The following is a 21609-nucleotide window of genomic DNA, read 5'->3' as shown; positions in this document are numbered from 1 at the left end:
AGGCCATGCGCCGCGCCTTTTTCGCATTCGCAGTCATTCCATTCATCTTCGTGTCGTCCATCTTCATGTCGCCCATCTTCATATCAGGGGCCTTTGCCGGCGATGCCGAGATCAAGGCCGGCCAGGCTGTCATCGACGGTCAGTTGAAAGCCCTCATAGCCAATGACGGCGCCAGGGCCTACAGCTTCGCCGCGCCAAACGTGAAGCAGGTCTTCCCGACCGTCGACGCCTTCATGAACATGGTGACCAACGGCTACCCGCCGGTGCGCAGGCCACAATCCTATGCCTTCGGCAAGGTCGAGCAGACTGGCCCGGGTTCGATTATCCAGCAGGTGCTGATCGTCGGGCCCGACGGCAAGAACTACGAGGCGGTCTACACGCTGCAGCAGCAGCCGGACGGCACGTTCCAGATCACCGGCTGCAGCTTGCGGGCGTCGAATTCGCTGAGCACCTGAGCAGAGAGCACTTAATAACGCGCCCTGCCTCCCGACATATCGAACACCGCTCCAGTGTTGAACGCGCTGGCATCGGAGCATAGCCAAAGCACCAATGCCGCGACCTCATCCGCGGAGCCGAGACGCCTGAGCGGACTGGCGTTGATCATCTCGTCGACGACATCGTTGCCAAGGCGCCTGATGAGTTCGGTGTCGATCGGCCCCGGCGCGACACAATTGACGCGGATTTCGGTGTCACTGACCTCACGCGACAATGCCTTCGTGAAGGCAATGACACCCGCACTTGCCGCGGAATAGGCTGCTAGGTTCGGCAGTCCCTCCTTGCCCGCCAGCGAACCCATGTTGACGATACGACCACTCCCGGCTTTGCGCATGATCGGGAGAACCTGGTGAGTGACTTCGAAAACGCCCATCAGGTTGACGCCGATGATGCGTTGCCACTCTATCGGATCGAAGGCCTCGACCCGCGATAACTGCCAAGGTAGCCTGCATTGTTAATGACGATATCGATCCGCCTGTCATTGGCTATGATCCCGGCCAAGGCGTCCTTTATCTGGTGTGCCTTGGTCACATCGACAGTCTGGCAATGGGCGCCATCGAGAGGCAAGGGATCTGCATCCCATATCCAGACATCGGCACCGGACTGTATCAACTGTGTGGCAACGGCTTTGCCGATGCCTCTTGAGCCGCCGGTCACGATCGCGGTCTTGCCACCAAAGTCATAAGTCACGGTCATGGTTTAACCCCGACCGGACTCTGCGTCCGGACAATCGACCAGTCAATCGTTGTCAGGTAGATGCACGCTCGTTCAAAGGACGGGAATATCGCCTCTCGCCCAACCCTCGGTAATTTCTGCACCGCGCGCCTCGAAGGTCTGCGCCTCGATCGCGGCTCGGATATCCTGCATAAGCTTTTGATAATACGAGAGATTATTCCAGGTCAGCAGCATCGCACCAAGTGCTTCCTGCGAGCGCACCAGATGGTGCAGATAGGCGCGCGAATAATCCCGCGCCGCCGGGCAGTCGCTTTCCTCGTCGAGCGGGCGCGGATCGTCCGCGTGGCGGGCATTGCGCAGATTGACCTTGCCGCGCCTGGTGTAGGCAAGGCCGTGGCGGCCGGCCCGCGTCGGCATCACGCAATCGAACATGTCGATGCCGCGCGCCACCGACTTCAGGATATCGTCGGGCGTGCCGACGCCCATGAGATAGCGCGGCTTGTCGTCAGGCAGTTCCGGACAGGTGATGTCGAGCATTTCCAGCATCACCGCTTGCGGTTCGCCGACCGCGAGCCCGCCGACCGCATAACCCTTCAGTTCCATGGCGCTCAGCGCCTGCGCCGAGCGCACCCTCAGTGCCGCGTTGTCGCCGCCTTGTACGATGCCGAACATCGCTTTGCCCGGCTGGTCGCCGAACGTCGTCTTGCAGCGCTCGGCCCAGCGCAGCGACAGCTCCATGGCGCGCTCGATCTCCTTGATCTCGGCCGGCAGCGCCGTGCATTCGTCGAGCTGCATCTGGATGTCGGAATCGAGCAGACCCTGGATCTCGATCGAGCGCTCCGGCGACATTTCATAAGCGGCGCCGTCGATATGGGAACGGAAAGTGACGCCCTTTTCGGTCAGCTTCCGCAGCTTCGACAGCGACATGACCTGAAAACCGCCGCTGTCGGTCAGGATCGGCTGCGGCCAGCGGGCAAACTCGTGCAAGCCGCCAAGCCGCGCCACGCGCTCGGCTCCGGGCCGCAGCATCAGATGATAGGTGTTGCCAAGGATGATGTCGGCGCCGACGCCGCGCACCTGGTCCATGTACATGGCCTTGACCGTGCCGCCGGTGCCGACCGGCATGAAGGCCGGCGTGCGGATTTCGCCGCGCGGCATGTCGATCACCCCGCGCCGTGCCTTGCCGTCGGTCGCCAGAACCTTGAAAGAGAACGGCTTAGCCATTGAATTCCTTGTCATGAACCGGCGCGTCCGGCGCTTGGCTGTCGAGCGACTGGCGATATTGGATGCAGCCGCGCATGAATTTGGGCCAAGGCGGCACCGCAATCGATGGCTCGGTCTTCTCCGGCAGCAGATCCCAGAGGTCGGGATGATGCCAGCACAGATCGTGCCCGGAAGCATCGCGGTGTGCGCGAATGCCGGCGCGCAGCTTCTTCACCTCCGCGATCAGGCTTTCGCGACCGAGGGCTTGCAGATCATCGTCCATTGCTCGTCTCCGCTCGATAAAGCAGGCTTGCGTCTCCATACGAATAGAACCTGTAGCGCTCGGCGATGGCATGCGCATAGGCGGCACGCATCGTCTCCAGGCCACTGAAGGCCGACACCAGCATGAACAGGGTCGAGCGCGGCAGATGGAAATTGGTCATCAGCATGTCGGCGGTGCGAAAGCGATAGCCGGGCGTGATGAAGATGTCGGTCGGTCCAGACCAGGCAGCCAATGTGCCGTCGTCACGCGCAGCACTTTCCAGCAAGCGCAGCGACGTCGTGCCAACGGCAATGATGCGCCCGCCCCTCGCCTTCGCCGCGTTGAGCGCTTCGGCGGTCGCCACGCTGACCGAACCGATCTCGGCATGCATCTTATGGTCGGCGGTATCGTCCGCCTTCACCGGCAGGAACGTGCCGGCGCCGACATGAAGAGTGACGAACCGGCGTTCGACACCTTTGACGTCGAGCGCGGCAAACAGCTCCGCGGTAAAATGCAGGCCTGCGGTGGGCGCCGCAACGGCTCCTTCCTCCCGGGCATAGATGGTCTGGTAGTCGGCCCGGTCGCGCTCGTCGTCATCACGCTTCGAGGCGATATAGGGCGGCAGCGGTATGTGGCCGACGGCATGCAGCGCCTCGTCCAGGAACGGACCCGAAAGGTCGAAGCCGAGCAGCGCCTCGCCGCCCTCGCCCTTCTCGATCACCGTCGCGTCGAGCTGGCCGAGGAAACAGGAATTGCCGTCATGGCCGAAATGGATGCGGTCGCCGGCGGCAACACGCTTGCCTGGCCGCATGAAGGCGAGCCAGCGGTCCGGCGCCATGCGCATGTGCAGCGTGGCCTCGACCTGCGCCTGCGCCTCGCCGCGCCGCCTTATGCCTTTGAGCTGCGCCGGGATGACCTTGGTGTCGTTGAACACCAGCACGTCGCCGGCCCTGAGCAAGGACGGCAGGTCGCCAACCCTGCGGTCGTCGAGCGCCTCGCCCGGTCTGACCACCAGCATCCCGGCGCTGTCGCGCGGCTCCGCCGGTCGAAGCGCGATGCGCTCCTCAGGCAGGTCGAAATCAAAGAGATCGACACGCATCAGTAGAGCCGGACGAGCAGCGCTCCGGCCAAGAGCAGCACCGCGCCGGCAACGCGGCCGAGCGAGATTTCACGCACCGCGACACCGAGGAAGCCTATGCGGTCGATGAGCATGCCGGCCAGCAGTTGCCCTGCAACCAGGAACGCCATCAGTGCGGCGGCACCGATGCGGGGCGTGAGGATCGTCGACAACGTGACGTAGAAGCCGCCGAGCATGCCGCCGGCGACGAACAGCCAGGGCGCCGGCGCCTTCCAGTCGAGTGAGATGCCTTGCAGCTTGACCACGATGACGGCGATGATGCCGAGCACCACCGCGCCCGACAGGAACGAGAACGCAGCCGCCGCGACCGGGAGCCCCAGGCCGCGCGCCAGCTGCGAATTGATCGGCGCCTGAATGGCAATGAAGGCGCCGGACAGGATGCCGAGAAGCGACCAGACGACGCCCATCATTGTCGTATTACCTTACTTGACGTCGGCCGCGACCTTCAGCGACACGATCTTGTCGGGATCCTGCACCGGCTCGCCGCGCTTGATCTTGTCGACATTGTCCATGCCTTCGATGACCTGGCCCCACACTGTGTACTGGCGGTTGAGGAAGGCCGCATCGTCGAAGCAGATGAAGAACTGCGAGTTGGCCGAGTTCGGGTTCTGCGAACGGGCCATCGAACAGGTGCCGCGGCCGTGGTTGGCATTGGAGAATTCGGCCTTGAGGTCCGGCTTGTCGGAGCCGCCCATGCCGGCGCGGGAAGGAGCAAAGGTCGGCTTGTTCGAATTGCCGAACTTGACGTCGCCGGTCTGCGCCATGAAGCCTTCGATGACGCGGTGGAAGACCACGCCGTCATAGGCGCCTTCCCGAGCCAGTTCCTTGATGCGGGCGACATGGCCAGGTGCCAAATCGGGGAGAAGTTCGATTACGACCTTGCCCTTGGTCGTTTCCATGATGAGCGCGTTCTCGCGGTCCTTGATCTCGGCCATGTCAGTTATCCTTTTGATAAAACAGATTTATTTAACAATTTTACTTGTCTGCGGCGATGCGCACTTTGATCATCCGATCGGGATCGGAGACCGTACCGTTGTCCGCCTCGTCGCCCTTCTTGATCTTGTCCACCAGGTCCATGCCGCTGACCACATTACCGACGATGGTGTACTGCCCGTCGAGCGGCGGCGCCGGCGCGAACATGATGAAAAATTGCGAGTTTGCGGAGTTCGGGTCCTGCGAGCGGGCCATGCCCACCACGCCGCGCTTGTAGTGCTCGGTCTGCGAGAACTCGGCCGGCAGGTCGGGCAGGTCGGAACCGCCGGTGCCGACGGCCTGGGGGTTGAAACCCTTCTCCATATTGCCGAACTTCACGTCGCCGGTCTGCGCCATGAAGCCGTCGATGACACGGTGGAAGGCGACGTTGTCGTAAGCATGATCACGCACAAGCTTCTTGATCTGCGCGACGTGCTTGGGCGCTAGGTCGGGCCGCAGCGCGATGGTCACGTCGCCGCCCTTCAGGGTGATGATCATGGTGTTTTCGGGATCGGCGGCATGGGCCGAGATCGATGCGGTCACGAGACCGGCAAGCACGACGAGGAACGAGGCGAGCTTTTTCAGCTGCATGGTCTTCTCCGAGAAACTTATTTTGCGAATTTGGCGGTGAGCGCACCGGCGACGGCCGCCGGCACGAAGGGGCGGATGTCGCCTCCCATCGAGGCTATCTGGCGCACAAGTGTGGCGGTAATGGTGCGTACCGACGGGCTGGCGGGCAGAAAAACCGTCTGCAGTTCCGGCGCCATGGTTTCGTTCATGCCGGCCATCTGCATTTCGTAGTCGAGATCGGTCCCATCGCGCAGGCCCCGGATCATGATCGAGGCGCCTTCTCTCCTGGCGGCGTCGATGACCAGCCCGTCAAAGGCGACCACCTTGATGCGGCCGCCCTCCCTGCCGAATTCGGCCTTGGTGGCGGCTTCGATGAGCTGCACCCGCTCCTCGAAGGAGAACAGCGGCTTCTTGCCCGGATGAATGCCGATTGCCGCATAGACGACGTCGGCCACGGCCAGCGATGCTTTCAGCACATCGAGATGGCCGTTGGTCAGCGGGTCGAAAGAGCCGGCATAGAGGGCAATTCGTTCAGTCATGGCTGGTGCTTCTAGCGAGCCTCCGCCGCAAAGGCAAATCCGATCGGCGCCGAAGCCGTGAACCTTTTCCGCCGCATGAACGACAGATGAACACGCTGATCACGAAGCCTTCACGCAGCGTTCACTAGGTTGCACCTTAATAAGATGAAACCAAAATCCCATCTATCCGTTGTAAGGCGCAGGAGAACACGCAAATGCTGATCTACATGCTCGCCACCGCAATGACCGTCGCCATGCTGATCGCCACAGTATTCGGGCTGCATCAGGAGGCGCAACGGGTCCGCGTCAGGGCCACCACCAAGCGCTTCGAAGGCTTCGGCCCCCGCAAGCCCTATCGTCACTACTAAGTTAGTCCAGACTTGCTGCCGCGCCGGCCAATGGGCCGGCGTTGCTATGTCCAGAACCTGCCGCGGCAGTTATTCCGCGCTATCGGTGCCAGCGTCTGGTGTAGGGCTGGCCTCAGAACCGCCCTCGACGGCTTCTTCGATTTCCTCGTCCGCTTGCGGTTCGGATATCCGCTCGACCGAAACCACCTTTTCACCCGCAGCCGTGTTGAAGATGGTCACGCCCTTGGTGGCGCGGCTGGCGAAACGGATGCCGTTGACTGGTACCCGGATGACGGTGCCGCCGTCCGACACCAGCATGATCTGGTCGTCATTGCCGACCGGGAAGGTCGCCACCAGCTGGCCGATCTCGGCGGTTTTCGACACGTCGGTAGCGCGGATGCCCTTGCCGCCGCGGCCGGTCAGGCGGAAATCATAGGACGAGGAGCGCTTGCCGTAGCCATATTCGGTCACAGTCAGAACGTACTGTTCATGCGCCTTGAGCTCTTCGTAACGGCTGTCGGAAAGCTCCGTCTCCTCGCCGATCTCCTCATTGGTCAGCGCGATCTCTTCTTCCTCTCCCGCCGTCTCGGCGGCAAGCCGCCGCTCCGACGCCGCCCGCTTGAGGTAAGCGGCACGCTCCGCCGGAGAAGCATCGACATGCTCGATCACCGACATGGAGATGATGCGGTCGGTCGCAGCCATGGTGATGCCGCGCACGCCGACGGAATTGCGGCTCTGGAAGACGCGCACGTCGCCGACGGAGAAGCGGATGCACTGACCCGAATTCGCCGTCAGAAGCACATCGTCATTGTCGGTGCAGGTCTCGACGCCGAGGATTTCGTCGCCCTCTTCCTCCAGCTTCATCGCAATCTTGCCGTTGCGGTTGACCTGGACGAAGTCGGACAGCTTGTTGCGGCGCACGGTGCCGCGCGTCGTGGCGAACATCACGTCGAGCTCGCCCCAGCTCGTCTCGTCCTCCGGCAGCGGCATGATGGTGGTGATGCGCTCGCCCTGCTCCAGCGGCAGCATGTTGATCAGCGCCTTGCCGCGTGATTGCGGATTGCCGATCGGCAGCCGCCAGACCTTTTCCTTGTAGACGATGCCGCGCGAGGAGAAGAACAGCACCGGCGTGTGCGTGTTGGCCACGAACAGCCGGGTCACGAAATCCTCTTCCTTGGTCGACATGCCGGAGCGGCCCTTGCCGCCACGGCGCTGCGCCCGGTAGAGCGACAGCGGCACGCGTTTGATGTAGCCGGAATGGCTCACCGTCACGACCATGTCCTCGCGCTGGATCAGGTCCTCGTCTTCCATATCGGCGCCGCCGTCGGTGAGTTCGGTGCGGCGTGGCGTGCCGAACTCGTCGCGCACGGCGGCAAGCTCGTCCTTGACGATCTGCTGGACCCGCGCGCGGGACGACAAAATGTCCAGATAATCAATGATTTCGGCGCCGATCGTGTTCAACTCGTCGGCGATTTCGTCGCGGCCAAGTGCCGTCAGGCGCTGCAGGCGCAGTTCGAGGATGGCGCGCGCCTGTTCCTCGGACAGATTGTAGGTGCCGTCCTCGTTGATGCGATGGCGCGGATCGTCGATCAGAAGGATCAGCGACTCGACGTCGCCAGACGGCCAGCGCCGCTCCATCAACTGCTCACGCGCCGTCTGCGGATCCGGCGCGGTGCGGATCAGCTTGATCACTTCGTCGATGTTGGCGACGGCGATGGCCAGACCCACCAGCACATGGGCGCGGTCGCGCGCCTTGCGCAGCAGGAATTTGGTGCGCCTCGTGATCACCTCTTCGCGGAAGGAGACGAACGCCCTCAGCATATCGGTCAGGTTCATCACTTCCGGCTTGCCGCCGTTCAGCGCCACCATATTGGCGCCGAACGAGGTCTGCAGCGGCGTGAAGCGGTAAAGCTGGTTGAGGATGACGTCGGCAACGGCGTCGCGCTTCAGTTCGATGACGACGCGGTAGCCCTGGCGGTCGCTTTCGTCACGGATGTCGGAAATGCCCTCGATGCGCTTGTCGCGCACCAGTTCGGCCATCTTCTCGATCATCGAGGCCTTGTTCACCTGGTAGGGAACCTCGGTGATGATGATCGATTCACGGTCATTGCCGCGCTGTTCGATGTTGACCTTGCCGCGCATGACGATGGAGCCGCGGCCGGTCGCATAGGCGCTGTAGATGCCCGAACGGCCAAGCACGATGCCGCCGGTGGGGAAATCCGGCCCCGGAATGATCTCCATCAGCGCCGGCAAGTCGATCGCCGGATTGTCGATGATGGCGATCGCGCCGTTGCAGACTTCGCTCAGATTGTGCGGCGGAATGTTGGTGGCCATGCCGACCGCAATGCCGCCGGAACCGTTGACCAGAAGGTTGGGGAAGCGCGCCGGCAGCACCTTCGGCTCGGTGTCGGACGCGTCATACGTGTCCTGGAAATCGACGGTGTCCTTGTCGATGTCCTCCAGTAATTCATGCGCGACCTTGGTCAGGCGCGATTCGGTGTAGCGCATCGCCGCCGGCGGATCGCCGTCGATCGAGCCGAAATTGCCCTGCCCGTCGATCAGCGGCACGCGCAGCGACCAATCCTGCGCCATGCGCACCAACGCGTCATAGATCGAGGCGTCGCCATGCGGATGGTATTTACCCATCACGTCGGCGACAGGGCGTGCCGACTTCACATATTTGCGGTTCCAGTGGTAGCCGCTCTCATGTGCGGCGTAGAGAATGCGGCGGTGCACCGGCTTGAGGCCATCGCGCACATCGGGCAGCGCACGGCTGACGATCACGCTCATGGCGTAAGACAGGTAGGAGCTCTGCATCTCCTCGATGATGGAGATCGGCTCGATGCCGGTAGGGCCGCCGTCGGCGCCGCGCGGTGTTTTTTGGTCGGTCAAATCGGATCACAATCTAATCAGGAATCACTTGACGCTTATATAGGAAGCACGGCCGAAACTCCAATATTCGCGGCACTTTTCCAGTGTCATTTTTGGTGGTAATTTCAAAAGGATACCGCTGATTGCGACGATATGGCCACAACGCTTTTGGCCGCCAAGGCAAAAGCCGGCAAGGGACCAACTTCGCCGAACGAAAGCCGCGGGTGCCCTGAATTTGGAGCCCGTGGCTGCCTTGCGAGCGCTGAGCGGGTGGCTGCGCCGCGATCTCGACGGCGACTGATCGCAAGGTTGGCGGTACGTGCCGACGTCGGACTGCGCCCGCTTCAGCCGAGACGCCCGCTTGCCAGGGCGCTTGATCGGCGAGCGCGATAGTTGCCCGGCGTCTCGCCCATGATGCGCCGGAAACGGCGGTTGAAAGTCGACAAATCGTTGAAGCCGGCCTCGAAGGCGATCGCCGAGATCGCATCCTTGGACATGCGCAGCCGCACCGCCGCGCGGTGCAGCCGGGTCTTGAGCAGGAACTGATAGGGCGTCATGCCGGCGACCTGCCGGAAGGTGCGCAGGAAATGATAGGGACTGGTCGCCGTTTCATCGGCCAACACTGAAAGCGAAACCGGCCCGTCGGCATCCAGTTCGATGCGCCGCACCGCCTCGGCCACCCGCTTCTGGTCGCGGCGGCTCGGGGCGCGCCTGGCAGGCGTGGCGCTGGAAACCGTGGCGACTGCGGCAGCGGCAATGCGCACGGACAATTCCTCGAAGGCGTCCTTGTCGGCCATTTCGCGCGCGGCTTCCGCCTCGGCCAACAATGGTGCCAAGGCCGGCAAAGGCGGCAGGCGTGGCGCGTCGAAGGCAGGTTTCCTGGCGCCTGGCACATCGGCCACGATCCGTTCCATGTAGTCCGGCCTGAAATGGAACGAGAGGCAACGGTCGCCGCCGCCATGTTCGTGACCGCATTCGTAGCAGGTGCCGGGATTGCCGAGCAGGAGGGCGCCGGGTGCCAGCATCGCGGTGCCTTGCTGCGCGCGGTAGCGGAACGTGCCGCTGGTCACCGCCGCGACACAAAAATCCCGATGCGCCTCCTCGAACGGCCGGTCGCCGGCGCCGGCCGTGCAGATCACATCCGCCACATGCCAGCCAGGTCCAAATGCGAGCGTATGCGTTGTGCCCGTCATGGGCCGAAATATAGCAATTTTTCCCAAGCCCAGAACCCCGTCACCGGCTAATCCTCACGGTCTCCTGACAAAAAGAGACCACGGCCATGTTCGACCCCTTTGCCGAAGCACTGCACAGCCCCGGACCGATCGGCGGGCTTGCCGAAAAACTCAATCTTTACGGCCGCTTCGTCGGTGCCTGGACATTCGACGCCTCGCGCCACCTTGAGGACGGCACGGTGCTGACCGGGCGTGGCGAGGTGCATTTCGGCTGGGTGCTGGAAGGCCGCGCCATCCAGGACGTCTGGATCCTGCCCGCGCGGAGTACTGGCTCCCAGCCTTCGCTCGGCAAATGGACGTTCTATGGCACGACGCTGCGGGTCTATGATCCCGCCGCGGACGCCTGGCACATCTTCTGGAGTGATCCGCGCAACCAGTACTTCAGCCGCCAGCTCGGCCGCGCCGAGGGCGACACGATCGTGCAGGTCGGCGCCGACGGCACCGGCTCCTCGGTGCGCTGGAGTTTTTCGCGCATCACCGAACACAGCTTCCGCTGGCTTGGCGAGCGTTCGCACGACGATGGCACGACATGGCGGCTTGAGGTCGAATTCCTGGCCCGCCGCGCGAATGAAGCTCGAAATGATGGATAGCGATCCTCCACGCCCCTCTGTCCTGCCAGCATTTCACGCCACAGCCTGTTTTCAGTACCCCTGCTTTGCTCTACCAATTGCAGGCACGGGCTCGGCCCGGCGGGAGGGGTCAGAGATGCCGAGCTTCGACAGCTTGTTCAACGCCTTCGTCACCATTCTGGTGACCATCGACCCGCCCGGCCTGGCGCCGCTGTTCCTCGCCGTGACGCGCGGCATGAACCGCGAGGAGCGCCAGCAGGTCTCGATCCGCGCCTCGATCATCGGCTTCCTGGTGATGGCGCTGTTCGCCGTCGCCGGCGCCTCCATCCTGTCGGTGTTCGGCATCACGCTGCCAGCCTTCCGTGTCGCCGGCGGTTTTCTGCTGTTCTTCATCGCCTTTGAAATGGTGTTCGAGCGCCGGCAGGACCGCAAGGAGAAGATCGGCGACGTCGCCATCACCAAGGACATGATCCACAACATCGCCGCTTTCCCGCTGGCGATCCCGCTGATCGCCGGCCCCGGCGCCATTTCGGCGACGGTGCTGCTCTCCGGCTCGTTTCAGGGTTTTGCGGCGCAAGCCGCGCTGGTCGGCATCATCTTCGTCTGCCTCGCCATCACCTATCTGGTGTTCGTACTGTCGGAGCGCATCGACCGCATCCTCGGCCAGACCGGGCGTTCGATCCTGACCCGCCTGCTCGGCGTCATCCTGGCGGCATTGGCCGTACAGTTCGTCGCCGACGGCATCAAGGCGCTGATGGCGAGTTGAACAGTACTGCCTACTGCCTACTGCCTACTGCCTACTGCCTACTGCCTACCTCGCCGTCGTATCGATCACTTCGAAATCATGCGTGATCGTCGCCGTCTTGGCCAGCATTGCCGAGGCCGAGCAGTATTTCTCGATCGACAGGTCGATCGCTCGTTTGACCTTTTCCGGCGAGAGCGCCCTGCCCTTGACGACGAAATGCATGTGGATGCGCGTGAACACCTTTGGGTCGGTCTCGGCCCGGTCGGAATCGAGCTCGACGACGCAGTCCTCGACCGCCTCGCGGCCCTTTTCAAGGATATGGACGACATCATAGGCCGAACAGCCGCCGGTGCCGATCAGCACCAGTTCCATCGGGCTCGGCCCCGGCGTCTTGCCTTCCGGGCCGGACGCGGTTCCCAGCACGACCTTATGACCGCTGCCGGACTCACCGATGAATGTGCGTTCCTCCACCCATTTCACGCGTGCTTTCATCGAACTCGTCCTTCACCGTATTTCCTTGACCGCTCGGCCAGCGCTCAATTCGACAATGCAAAACCCCGAAAGTCCATTGGGACTCCCGGGGCACAATGCTTGAGCCAAAACTGGGCTTGGCCAAAAACTGGCGGCCGCCGTTTCGATCAGAGCCCGCCTTGATCAGAACGGGATTTCGTCGTCCAGCTCGCGCGACGAACCGCCGCCACCGCCGCCCCTGGGAGCGCTGCCGCCGCCGCGGTTGAAGCTCTCGTTCGGGCTGGACTGGCCGAAATCGGAACCACGGCTGTTGCCGCCGGAGTAGCCGCCGGCCTGGCCGCCCTCGCCCTGGCCGCGCGCGTCGAGCATCTGCAGCTCGCCACGGAATTTCTGCAGCACGACTTCCGTCGTGTATTTGTCGGCGCCGGTCTGGTCCTGCCATTTGCGCGTCTGCAGCTGGCCCTCGACATAGACCTTCATGCCCTTCTTCAGGTACTGCTCGGCGACCTTGGCTATGCCCTCATTGAAGATGACGACGTTGTGCCACTCGGTCTTTTCCTTGCGCTCGCCCGAATTCTTGTCGCGCCAGCTTTCCGACGTGGCGATGCGAATGTTGACGACCGGCTCGCCCGAGTTCAGGCGGCGGATTTCAGGGTCCGCACCGAGATTGCCGACCAGAATGACCTTGTTGACGCTACCCGCCATGATATTTCTCCGCGCTCATCCGAAACAAATTTTTGTCGCAGCACCTTACAGGCTGCGAATGCCAGCCGCCTGCTAAGGCTGGCTTTTCCCACAAGGTTTTTGTTCCCTTTTCGTTCCTATATGCACCGCCGCTGATTGTCAAGGAATGGCAGCAATGCCCGAGCCCCGCATATGGGTTTCAAAACACCACTTGCCAAATCAATAAGTATAGACTTATGCTTTCGCTATGATCGAAGCAGAGATTTTCCGCGCCCTGGCCGACCCGACGCGCCGCGCCGTCTTCGAGCGTCTCGCCACGGCAGAGATGAGCGTGTCGGAATTGCGCAGCGGCCTGACGGTGTCGCAGCCGGCGGTGTCGCAGCATCTGGCGGTGCTGCGTAGCGCCGGCCTCGTGGTCGAGCGGCGGGCCGGCCGCAACGCCTATTACCGCGCCGATCCGCAGGGGCTTGCGCCCCTGCTCTCCTGGATCGACCGCTACCGGACCTTCTGGCCGGAGCGTATCGAAAGGCTGAAGACGGTTTTGAAGGACATGGATCAGTAGAGGTTTGGACCCGTGAAGGATTGGGATCAATGAACGCCAAAAACCAAAACGAAGTCGCCCAGGGTGCGCTGGAGTTCGAATACGATCTTGCCGAGCCGCCCGAAAAGGTGTGGCGAGCGCTGACCGTGCCGGAATTGCTCGCCGCCTGGATGATGCCGAACGACATCAGGCCGCAGGCCGGCAGCCGTTTTGCCTTCGCGGGACCGGAGGCTCCGATCGAATGCGAAATCCTCGACGCCGAGCCCGAACGCCTGTTGCGCTATTCCTGGCGGGAGCAGCCGGGCGATGCGACACGGCAGGACCCGCTCGACAGCACCGTCACCTTCACGCTCGCCCGCACCGTTTCCGGCGGCACGCATCTGCGCATCGTCCATGACGGCTTTGCCCGCAAAGCCATGCCAGCCGTCGCCATGGCTGGTGCCTGCTGCCGGCTTTCGCTGGGGTTGCACGAGGCCAGGAAGCCCATCGCCGCGAACACGCCGCGCCTTCTGCTGCGCGCGGCGTGAACATAGAAATCGGAGACGAAAAATGAGCGGTCTCGCCAATCTGGTGCCGATGGTGATCGAGCAATCGAGCCGCGGCGAACGCGCCTTCGACATTTTCTCGCGGCTGCTGCGCGAGCGGATCATCTTCATCAATGGCGAGATCAACGACGACATCTCGGCGCTGGTCTGCGCACAGCTTTTGTCGCTGGAGTCGGACAACCCCGACAAGGAGATCTCGCTCTACATCAACTCGCCGGGCGGCGTGGTGACCAGCGGCTTCGCCATCTACGACACCATGCAGTACATCAGTTGCCCGGTGTCGACCGTGTGCATGGGATTTGCCGCGTCGATGGGGTCGTTCCTGCTGATGGCAGGCACGCCGGGCCGTCGTATCTCGTTGCCGAACGCCACCATCCTGCTGCATCAGCCGCTGGGCGGCTTCCAGGGCCAGGCGTCCGATATCCAGCGCCATGCCGAGCGCATCGTCCAGACCAAACGGCACATGGCCGAACTCTACGCGCAGCATTGCGGCCGCAGCTATGAGGAGGTCGAACGCACGCTGGACCGCGACCATTTCATGACCGCCCGCGAAGCACAGGCATGGGGCATTGTCGACCACGTCTTCGACACCCGCAAAAAGGCGGCGTGAGGCGAAGCCAGATCGCGTTTTCTTCCGCCGGATCGGATTTTCTTCCGCTTGCCGAAGATTTGACAAGACCGGTCTGGTTCCGGTGGCGGCACCTCCCTATAATCGGGAGATGACCGACACGCATCCGTCCAGACCATCGCATCGTGTGATCGCCGCCGCCGTGCTCGCCATTGCCGGCCTCGTCTCCGGCACGGCCCTCGCAGAGGATGGCTCGCCGCCGCAGAAGGCCCTGCCCGGCGTGACCGGCGACTATCGCATTGCCAAGCCGGCCCCACAGCCCGAGCCCGACGACGCGTTCCCCAGCAGCGGCAACGGCCAGTTCAAGATCGGCAACACCGATGTCAGGATTTCCGGCAGCATCACCGTCGATGTCGCCACGGGCGGAATGAAACCTCCAAGGTAGTAACCGCGGCCGGCCCGAGCCCGCACAAAAGAACAGCCCCACCGTGCCCTAGGGCAAACGGACGGGGCTTTTCTGGATCTCAAATCCAATCTTGCCGGGAGTGTACTGCCGGCGTTTGATTTCGGATGCTTCGCGGCATTCAACCGACGATCCGACTAGTAGTCTCTGATTTTTGTGGGATACGGCCGGTCACGGTTTGTCGGGCAGCGTTGAAGCTGATCCTCACACTTGTGCCTGCCGCGGCTCCAGCTAGATGTGGAGCCCTTGGGGACTATCAGGTGGCGTCATGCTCCGCTCCTTTGTCCGTTGCGACATTCGTCTCGAAGCGCAAATCGCAATGCCTGCGGCGTCTCGCAGGCCGCCTTGGGGCGGCGAGGCCATCGAAAGACGGCCGGCTTCGTTGACATCGGGAGACTGCTCCCGTGAGCCGGCTGCGTCAACCGCCAATAGCCGGTTACGGAAAAATGTGATCTCCGGGAGGTTACGTTCAGGTCAGTTTTTGCACAGCTTTGTCAGGAGCGTGTTCGGCCTTTGTTCTTTCCACTTGCCCGTTCGCGCGAAAGACGGTTAAACGACTTCTGTCGGGAGTTGTGGCGTCTCTCGACGTGGCGGCAAAAACACCTACATAAGGGATGGCCGGGAAAAGCCCGCCAATCCCATGAATTCCAGATCTGAGGCGGCGACCGGCGATGGCCGACCATAAATTCCTTTCCATTCGCGGGGCGCGCGAACACAATCTGAAGAACGTCGATCTCGACCTGCCGCGTGACAGCCTGATCGTCATGACCGGCCTGTCGGGCTCCGGCAAGTCGTCGCTTGCCTTCGACACCATCTATGCCGAAGGCCAGCGCCGCTATGTCGAAAGCCTGTCGGCCTATGCGCGGCAATTCCTCGAAATGATGCAGAAGCCTGACGTCGACCAGATCGACGGCCTGTCGCCGGCCATCTCCATCGAGCAGAAGACCACATCGAAGAACCCGCGTTCGACGGTCGGCACCGTCACCGAGATCTACGACTACATGCGCCTGCTGTTCGCGCGTGTCGGCGTTCCCTATTCGCCGGCCACCGGCCTACCGATCGAGAGCCAGACGGTCAGCCAGATGGTCGACCGCGTGCTGGCGCTCGAGGAAGGCACCCGACTGTTCCTGCTGGCGCCCATCGTGCGCGGCCGCAAGGGCGAATACCGCAAGGAGCTGCTCGAACTGCAGAAGAAGGGCTTCCAGCGCGTCAAGGTCGATGGCGTCTTCTATGAAATCGCCGACGTCCCGGCGCTGGACAAGAAATACAAGCATGACATCGACGTCGTCGTCGATCGCATCATGGTGCGCGGCGATCTTGCCACGCGGCTTGCCGACTCCATCGAGACGGCGCTGAAGCTCGCCGAGGGACTGGCGGTGGCCGAGTTTGCCGACAAGCCGCTCGACGCCAGCCAAACCGGCGAGGATTCGGTCAACAAGTCGAAGAACGAGACGCATGAGCGCGTCCTGTTCTCGGAAAAATTCGCGTGTCCGGTGTCCGGTTTCACCATTCCCGAGATCGAGCCGCGCCTGTTCTCGTTCAACAACCCGTTCGGCGCCTGCCCGACTTGCGACGGTCTCGGCAGCCAGCGTGCCATCGACCCCAACCTCGTCGTGCCCGACGAGAACATATCGCTGCGCGACGGCGCCGTCAGCCCGTGGGCGAAATCGACCTCGCCCTACTACTCGCAGACGCTCGAAGCGCTGGGCAAGGCTTACAATTTCAAGCTCGGCGACAAGTTCAAGGATCTGACCACCGAGGCCCAGGAGGCGATCCTGCGCGGCACCGGCGAGCGCGAGATAACCTTCCAATACGATGACGGGTTGCGCTCCTACAAGACAACCAAGACCTTCGAAGGCGTCATCCCCAATCTCGAACGGCGCTGGAAGGAGACCGAATCCGCCTGGATGCGCGAGGAGATCGAGCGCTTCATGTCGGCGACGCCTTGCCCGGTCTGCAAGGGCTACCGGCTGAAGCCGGAAGCGCTGGCGGTGAAGATCGGCGGCAAACACATCGGCGAGGTCACCGAGCAGTCGATCCGCAATGCCGACAAATGGTTCACCGACCTGCCCGCCCAGCTCAACGACAAGCAGAATGAAATCGCGGTGCGGGTGCTGAAGGAAATCCGCGAGCGGCTGCGCTTCCTCAACGATGTCGGTCTCGACTACCTGACATTGTCGCGCAATTCCGGCACGCTGTCGGGCGGCGAGAGCCAGCGCATCCGGCTGGCCTCGCAGATCGGCTCGGGCCTGACCGGCGTGCTCTACGTGCTCGACGAGCCGTCGATCGGCCTGCATCAGCGCGACAACACGCGGCTGCTCGACACGCTGAAGCACCTGCGCGACATCGGCAACACGGTGATCGTCGTCGAGCATGACGAGGACGCCATCCTGCATGCCGACTATGTCGTCGACATGGGACCGGCCGCCGGCATCCACGGCGGCGAGATCATCGCCCAGGGCACACCCCAGCAGGTGATGGCCAACCCCAATTCGATCACCGGCCAATATCTGTCGGGCGCGCTGGAAGTCGCCACCCCCGGTGTTCGGCGTGAGGCGAAAAAGAATCGCCGCCTGAAAATCGTCGGCGCGCGCGGCAACAATCTGAAGAACGTCACCGCCGAAATCCCGCTCGGCACCTTCACCGCCGTCACCGGCGTGTCGGGCGGCGGCAAGTCGACCTTCCTCATCGAGACGCTGTTCAAGGCGGCCTCGCGCCGCATCATGGGCTCGCGTGAGCACCCGGCCGAGCATGATCGCATCGAGGGCCTCGAATTCCTCGACAAGGTCATCGACATCGACCAGTCGCCGATCGGCCGTACGCCGCGTTCGAACCCCGCCACCTATACCGGCGCCTTCACGCCGATCCGCGACTGGTTCGCCGGCCTGCCGGAAGCCAAGGCGCGCGGCTACCAGCCCGGCCGCTTCTCCTTCAACGTCAAGGGCGGCCGCTGCGAGGCCTGCCAGGGCGACGGTGTCATCAAGATCGAAATGCACTTCCTGCCCGACGTCTACGTCACCTGCGATGTCTGCCACGGCAAGCGCTACAACCGCGAGACGCTCGACGTGCTGTTCAAGGGCAAGTCGATCGCCGACGTGCTCGACATGACGGTGGAGGAAGGCGTTGATTTCTTCGCCGCCGTGCCCGGCGTGCGCGACAAGCTCGACACGCTGAAGCAGGTCGGCCTCGGCTACATCCATATCGGCCAGCAGGCGACGACACTGTCCGGCGGCGAGGCGCAGCGGATAAAACTCGCCAAGGAACTGTCGCGCAAGGCGACCGGCAAGACGCTCTATATCCTCGACGAGCCGACCACCGGCCTGCATTTCCACGACGTCGCCAAACTGTTGGAAGTGCTGCACGAACTGGTCGACCAGGGCAACACGGTGGTGGTCATCGAGCACAATCTCGAAGTGATCAAGACCGCCGACTGGGTGCTCGACCTCGGCCCCGAAGGCGGCGACGGCGGCGGCGAGCTTGTCGCGTCCGGCACGCCGGAAGCGATCGTGCGCGAAAAGCGCAGCTACACCGGCCAGTTCCTCAAGGAGCTTCTGGAGCGGCGCCCCGGAGGCAAGCGCGAAGCGGCGGAGTGAGTATGAACCTCAGAGCGGCCCGCCCAGAGGATCTCGCCGCAATCGTGTCGCTGACGCAAGCGGCGTACTCGCCCTATACCGCGCTGCTCGGCGGACCGCCGATCCCGGTCATGGAGGACTATGCGCCGCGCATCGGGCGCGGCGAGGTCTGGCTGCTGGACAGTGGCGGCGAACTGGCCGGAGTGCTCACACTGGAGCGGCATGAGGACCACGCGATGATCTTCTCCGTCGCGGTGTCGCCCGCCTTCCAGGGTAAGGGCTTTGGCATAAAGCTGCTCAATCATGCGGATCAACAGACGCGTTTGTTGGGCCTGCCGGAGACACGGCTCTACACCAATGCGAAAATGGAACGGAATATCGCGCTCTATCTCGCTTACGGCTATCGCGAAACGGGTCGCCGGCCCAATCCGTACCGGCCAGGATGGGTGCTCGTCGACATGGCAAAGCCGGTAGCCGAGGCCACGACGGGCTGATTTTTCTGAACTTGGGAGGATGATAATGACCAAATCCGGAACAATCCGCGCGGGCATGGGCGGCTGGACCTTCGAGCCATGGGATAAGTCCTTCTATCCGGACAAGCTGTCGAAGGCCAAGCAGCTGCAATATGCCAGCCGGCAGGTGCCGAGCATCGAGGTCAACGGCACCTATTATTCCAGCTTCAAGGAGCCGACCTTCGTCAAATGGGCTGGCGAGGCGCCGGACGGTTTTGTGTATTCGCTGAAGGGCAACCGCTTCGTCACCAACCGGCGCGTGCTCGGCGAAGCCGGCGAATCGATGATGCGTTTTCTCGGCTCCGGCGTTGCCGCGCTCGGCGAGAAGCTCGGGCCGATCCTGTGGCAGTTCGCACCGACCAAGAAATTCGATCCGGACGATTTCGAGGCCTTTCTGAAACTCTTGCCGGAAAAGCAGGATGGCGTTGCGCTGCGCCACGCGCTCGAAGTGCGCAACGACAGTTTCGTGGTGCCGGAGTTCGCGGCCCTGGCGCGCAAATACAAGGCGGCGATCGTCTATGCCGATCATGCCAAATACCCTGATATCGCCGACGTCACCGGGGATTTCGTCTATGCGCGGCTGCAGACCGGCTCGGATGACAATCCCGATTGCTACACGCCAAAGGGCCTCGACGAGTGGGCGGCGCGGGCAAGGACCTGGGCGCAAGGCAAGCAGCCGGAAGACCTGCGGCGTGCCGATCCCAAGACCGATGCGCCGGTCCAGCCGCGCGACGTGTTCGTCTACTTCATCACCGAGGGCAAGGTGCGCGCGCCGTTCGGGGCGATGGCGCTGATGAAGCGAGTGGCTGGCTGACGAGCTTCAGTCGTATCCGGCCACATGCTTAAAGCGCGTCATCTATGCTTTGTACGCGTAGCAAAGCGCCTATTCGCGGCATCTTCGCCATGATCGTAACCTTATCGACACTTCCTTGCCGCATGAATGCGACGACGCCAAGCCGCAGAGCTGGAACCGCCGTCGGCAGGGAAAGAGGGGCATGTCGCTCGACTACACTTCACTTCTGCTGGCTGTCGGTTTTTCCGCTGCTTGCCTGGGCCTGACATTGTTCGGCATGTGGCTGACCGCCCGGTCGGAGCGATTCCTGCTGACATGGGCGACCAGCCTGGTGTTCGTTGTCGGCGACATCTTTGTCTATGACGCCTATATCGACATGCCCGGCCGCCTGCTGGGCATCGCCGCGCTGGCCTTCCTGCTGATTGGTTTTTCGACCATGCTGGGTGCCGCCTACCAGTTCAGGACCGGCGGCTCGCCGATGCCGCGAGCTTTGTTGGGCTGCATATCGCTGGCGGTGGCGCTGCCGCCCATGGCTCTGGGCTATGACGGCCTTGGCTTCATGTTCGAGAACCTGTTCGCGGCCTTGCTTCTGTTCGCGACGGCGTTCGAATATTGGAGAGGTCGCGACGAAGCCCCCGCCCTGACGATCGGCATCACCGCGCTCTATTCGGCCACGGCCACGTCTTTTGTACTGTGCGCCATGGTTCTCGCCTGGGATGGAAGACTGGTCCTGGGGCATGCGCCGAGCAACTGGGCCGAGGAACTGAGCCTGATCGTGGTCATCGCCAGCATGACCGGCATCGGCGCATTGTCGCTTGCCCTCAACCAGGGGCGTCTGGCCAGGCATCACCGCCGCGATGCATTGACCGATCCCTTGACCGGCCTGCTCAACCGGCGCGCGCTGTTCGACATGCATGGCAATGCGCCGGTCGGAGCTTTTACCGCGGTCGTCGTCTTCGACCTCGACAACTTCAAAACCATCAACGATGAATTCGGCCACGCGGCGGGCGACGAGGTGCTGAGGGTGTTCGCCAGCGAACTCGCCGGCAATCTTCGCCAGACCGATGTCGCCGCGCGCATGGGCGGCGAGGAATTCGCGCTGGTGCTGAAACGCACCCTGCCGGAGACCGTGGAGGCAGCGGCAGAGCGCATCCGGACCGCTTTCGCGGCGCGCCGGATAGAAACCGAGATGGGCTCGCTGACATGCACGGTCAGCGCCGGGTTTGCCTTCGGCGCCAAGGACGGCCCCAGCTTCGACAAGGTGCTCAGCGCCGCCGACAAGGCGCTCTACGACGCCAAACGCGGCGGCCGCAACCGCGTCGTCGTCGCTTCTCCGTTCCGGCGCGCGAGCTGATCACGCCTATCAATACCAGCCTCTGATCGCGGGTGGACGAACGCGGCTCTATGCCGCCATGACGATCTCATTGAAGGTATCGAGATCGACATAGAAGACCTTGGTGATCTCCTCGATCAGATCGTCGTAGTCGCAGCCCTGTGATCTCAGGATGTTGATGGCAGCGATGATGTCGACGCGTTCGGTAAGCCGCCGCTTCTGGTAATCCTCGACGTAACGTTCCATGGCTGTCCCTTAGCCTGTGTGCCCAAACGCGTTTGAACGACAGAGATCGCAGGAGGGAAGCTAAGCAGCCTTGCTTGCGTGAAACTTGCCCGGCATTGGCCGTGCTCCTCGATCCGCGATAACCAGACTGATACGGAAGCGGCCGACTCACAAAGCCAAGGGAAAGACTAGCACGCGATGTTGAGCGTGCCAGTGACGTACAGTAATCTTTGAAGAAAGATTGAGCGCCGCAGCGCACCTCGCGACTTCGTCATCCTTGGGCGTAGCGAACGCGAAGCGGAGCG

Annotated in this window: 26 protein-coding genes; 12 read left to right on the top strand and 14 right to left on the bottom strand. The window is 62.8% G+C overall.

Translation table 11 applies throughout. The annotated features are described in order from the left end of the window. Positions 1-5: 5 nt before the first annotated feature. Complete coding sequence (locus AC0NIH_RS19280) at positions 6-455, top strand: DUF4864 domain-containing protein (protein WP_473460402.1); 450 nt, start codon at positions 6-8, stop codon at positions 453-455. An 11-nt stretch (positions 456-466) separates the two neighbouring features. Here the strand turns inward: AC0NIH_RS19280 and AC0NIH_RS19275 are convergent, their stop codons facing one another. The 9 genes from AC0NIH_RS19275 to coaD all read right to left on the bottom strand — a co-directional run bounded on the left by AC0NIH_RS19275 (position 467) and on the right by coaD (position 5854). Further along, positions 467-868 (bottom strand): SDR family oxidoreductase, encoded by a 402-nt coding sequence (locus AC0NIH_RS19275; RefSeq protein ID WP_473460404.1) that lies wholly within the window; start codon positions 866-868, stop codon positions 467-469. Between the two features lie 29 nt (positions 869-897). Further along, on the bottom strand, positions 898-1191 hold the full coding sequence (locus AC0NIH_RS19270) for an SDR family NAD(P)-dependent oxidoreductase (RefSeq protein WP_473460406.1): 294 nt from the start codon (positions 1189-1191) through the stop codon (positions 898-900). Positions 1192-1263: 72 nt separating this feature from the next. Continuing rightward, entirely contained in the window at positions 1264-2394 is a 1131-nt protein-coding gene (tgt, locus tag AC0NIH_RS19265) for a tRNA guanosine(34) transglycosylase Tgt (protein WP_473460408.1), read from the bottom strand. Next, positions 2387-2656, bottom strand: coding sequence for a hypothetical protein (locus AC0NIH_RS19260; RefSeq protein ID WP_224687953.1), 270 nt, complete (start codon positions 2654-2656; stop codon positions 2387-2389). The genes tgt and AC0NIH_RS19260 overlap by 8 nt, the downstream gene beginning before the upstream one ends. Next, on the bottom strand, positions 2646-3734 hold the full coding sequence (queA, locus tag AC0NIH_RS19255; RefSeq protein WP_473460411.1) for a tRNA preQ1(34) S-adenosylmethionine ribosyltransferase-isomerase QueA: 1089 nt from the start codon (positions 3732-3734) through the stop codon (positions 2646-2648). Before queA ends, AC0NIH_RS19260 begins: the two co-directional genes overlap by 11 nt. After that, the gene (locus tag AC0NIH_RS19250) at positions 3734-4183 is read right to left on the bottom strand and encodes a DMT family transporter (RefSeq protein ID WP_023777490.1); all 450 of its coding nucleotides are present in this window, start codon (positions 4181-4183) and stop codon (positions 3734-3736) included. Before AC0NIH_RS19250 ends, queA begins: the two co-directional genes overlap by 1 nt. Positions 4184-4195: 12 nt before the next feature. Then, a complete protein-coding gene (locus tag AC0NIH_RS19245) occupies positions 4196-4708 on the bottom strand; it encodes a peptidylprolyl isomerase (RefSeq protein ID WP_023777491.1) in 513 nt (170 codons plus the stop codon). A 40-nt stretch (positions 4709-4748) separates the two neighbouring features. Beyond that, the gene (locus tag AC0NIH_RS19240) at positions 4749-5243 is read right to left on the bottom strand and encodes a peptidylprolyl isomerase (RefSeq protein ID WP_224729927.1); all 495 of its coding nucleotides are present in this window, start codon (positions 5241-5243) and stop codon (positions 4749-4751) included. Between the two features lie 110 nt (positions 5244-5353). Further along, entirely contained in the window at positions 5354-5854 is a 501-nt protein-coding gene (gene coaD, locus AC0NIH_RS19235) for a pantetheine-phosphate adenylyltransferase (RefSeq protein ID WP_023777492.1), read from the bottom strand. A 194-nt stretch (positions 5855-6048) separates the two neighbouring features. Between coaD and AC0NIH_RS19230 the strand changes: the two genes are divergently transcribed. After that, entirely contained in the window at positions 6049-6201 is a 153-nt protein-coding gene (locus tag AC0NIH_RS19230) for a hypothetical protein (protein WP_013895297.1), read from the top strand. A 69-nt stretch (positions 6202-6270) separates the two neighbouring features. Here AC0NIH_RS19230 and gyrA read toward each other — a convergent pair whose 3' ends face one another. Further along, positions 6271-9072, bottom strand: coding sequence for a DNA gyrase subunit A (gene gyrA / locus AC0NIH_RS19225; protein WP_473460414.1), 2802 nt, complete (start codon positions 9070-9072; stop codon positions 6271-6273). A gap of 323 nt (positions 9073-9395) precedes the next feature. Then, a complete protein-coding gene (locus AC0NIH_RS19220; protein WP_473460416.1) occupies positions 9396-10244 on the bottom strand; it encodes a helix-turn-helix transcriptional regulator in 849 nt (282 codons plus the stop codon). A gap of 86 nt (positions 10245-10330) precedes the next feature. Here AC0NIH_RS19220 and AC0NIH_RS19215 point away from each other — a divergent pair, with 86 nt between their 5' ends. Both AC0NIH_RS19215 and AC0NIH_RS19210 read left to right on the top strand, forming a co-directional pair. Then, entirely contained in the window at positions 10331-10873 is a 543-nt protein-coding gene (locus tag AC0NIH_RS19215; RefSeq protein WP_473460418.1) for a hypothetical protein, read from the top strand. Between the two features lie 115 nt (positions 10874-10988). Beyond that, positions 10989-11618: a MarC family protein gene (locus AC0NIH_RS19210; RefSeq protein WP_473460420.1), complete on the top strand. Its 630-nt coding sequence runs from the start codon at positions 10989-10991 to the stop codon at positions 11616-11618. 45 nt (positions 11619-11663) lie between these two features. On the opposite strand, the gene AC0NIH_RS19205 is transcribed toward AC0NIH_RS19210, so the two are convergent. Together AC0NIH_RS19205 and AC0NIH_RS19200 are read right to left on the bottom strand one after the other, a co-directional pair. After that, positions 11664-12089, bottom strand: coding sequence for an OsmC family protein (locus AC0NIH_RS19205; RefSeq protein WP_224729819.1), 426 nt, complete (start codon positions 12087-12089; stop codon positions 11664-11666). Between the two features lie 162 nt (positions 12090-12251). Continuing rightward, positions 12252-12773, bottom strand: coding sequence for a single-stranded DNA-binding protein (locus tag AC0NIH_RS19200; RefSeq protein WP_473460423.1), 522 nt, complete (start codon positions 12771-12773; stop codon positions 12252-12254). 226 nt (positions 12774-12999) lie between these two features. Between AC0NIH_RS19200 and AC0NIH_RS19195 the strand changes: the two genes are divergently transcribed. From AC0NIH_RS19195 to AC0NIH_RS19160, 8 genes are all read left to right on the top strand, one after another. Further along, positions 13000-13314 (top strand): ArsR/SmtB family transcription factor, encoded by a 315-nt coding sequence (locus tag AC0NIH_RS19195; protein ID WP_023777500.1) that lies wholly within the window; start codon positions 13000-13002, stop codon positions 13312-13314. Between the two features lie 29 nt (positions 13315-13343). Further along, positions 13344-13820 carry an SRPBCC family protein gene (locus AC0NIH_RS19190; RefSeq protein WP_473460425.1) on the top strand — a complete coding sequence of 159 codons (477 nt, stop codon included), beginning with the start codon at positions 13344-13346 and terminating at the stop codon, positions 13818-13820. A 22-nt stretch (positions 13821-13842) separates the two neighbouring features. After that, positions 13843-14448 carry an ATP-dependent Clp protease proteolytic subunit gene (locus tag AC0NIH_RS19185; RefSeq protein WP_473460427.1) on the top strand — a complete coding sequence of 202 codons (606 nt, stop codon included), beginning with the start codon at positions 13843-13845 and terminating at the stop codon, positions 14446-14448. Positions 14449-14557: 109 nt separating this feature from the next. Then, positions 14558-14851, top strand: coding sequence for a hypothetical protein (locus AC0NIH_RS19180; RefSeq protein ID WP_473460429.1), 294 nt, complete (start codon positions 14558-14560; stop codon positions 14849-14851). Between the two features lie 689 nt (positions 14852-15540). Next, positions 15541-18462 (top strand): excinuclease ABC subunit UvrA, encoded by a 2922-nt coding sequence (uvrA, locus tag AC0NIH_RS19175; RefSeq protein WP_473460431.1) that lies wholly within the window; start codon positions 15541-15543, stop codon positions 18460-18462. A 2-nt stretch (positions 18463-18464) separates the two neighbouring features. Then, positions 18465-18935: a GNAT family N-acetyltransferase gene (locus AC0NIH_RS19170; protein ID WP_473460433.1), complete on the top strand. Its 471-nt coding sequence runs from the start codon at positions 18465-18467 to the stop codon at positions 18933-18935. Positions 18936-18960: 25 nt separating this feature from the next. After that, positions 18961-19767, top strand: a complete 807-nt coding sequence (locus AC0NIH_RS19165; protein ID WP_473460435.1) for a DUF72 domain-containing protein — start codon at positions 18961-18963, stop codon at positions 19765-19767. A gap of 181 nt (positions 19768-19948) precedes the next feature. Then, positions 19949-21100, top strand: a complete 1152-nt coding sequence (locus AC0NIH_RS19160; protein WP_473460437.1) for a GGDEF domain-containing protein — start codon at positions 19949-19951, stop codon at positions 21098-21100. Between the two features lie 48 nt (positions 21101-21148). On the opposite strand, the gene AC0NIH_RS19155 is transcribed toward AC0NIH_RS19160, so the two are convergent. After that, the gene (locus tag AC0NIH_RS19155) at positions 21149-21325 is read right to left on the bottom strand and encodes a hypothetical protein (RefSeq protein ID WP_013531844.1); all 177 of its coding nucleotides are present in this window, start codon (positions 21323-21325) and stop codon (positions 21149-21151) included. Between the last annotated feature and the right edge of the window lie 284 nt (positions 21326-21609).

Source organism: Mesorhizobium sp. WSM1386 (assembly GCF_055901595.1).
This window is presented reverse-complemented; position numbering and strand designations above follow the sequence as displayed.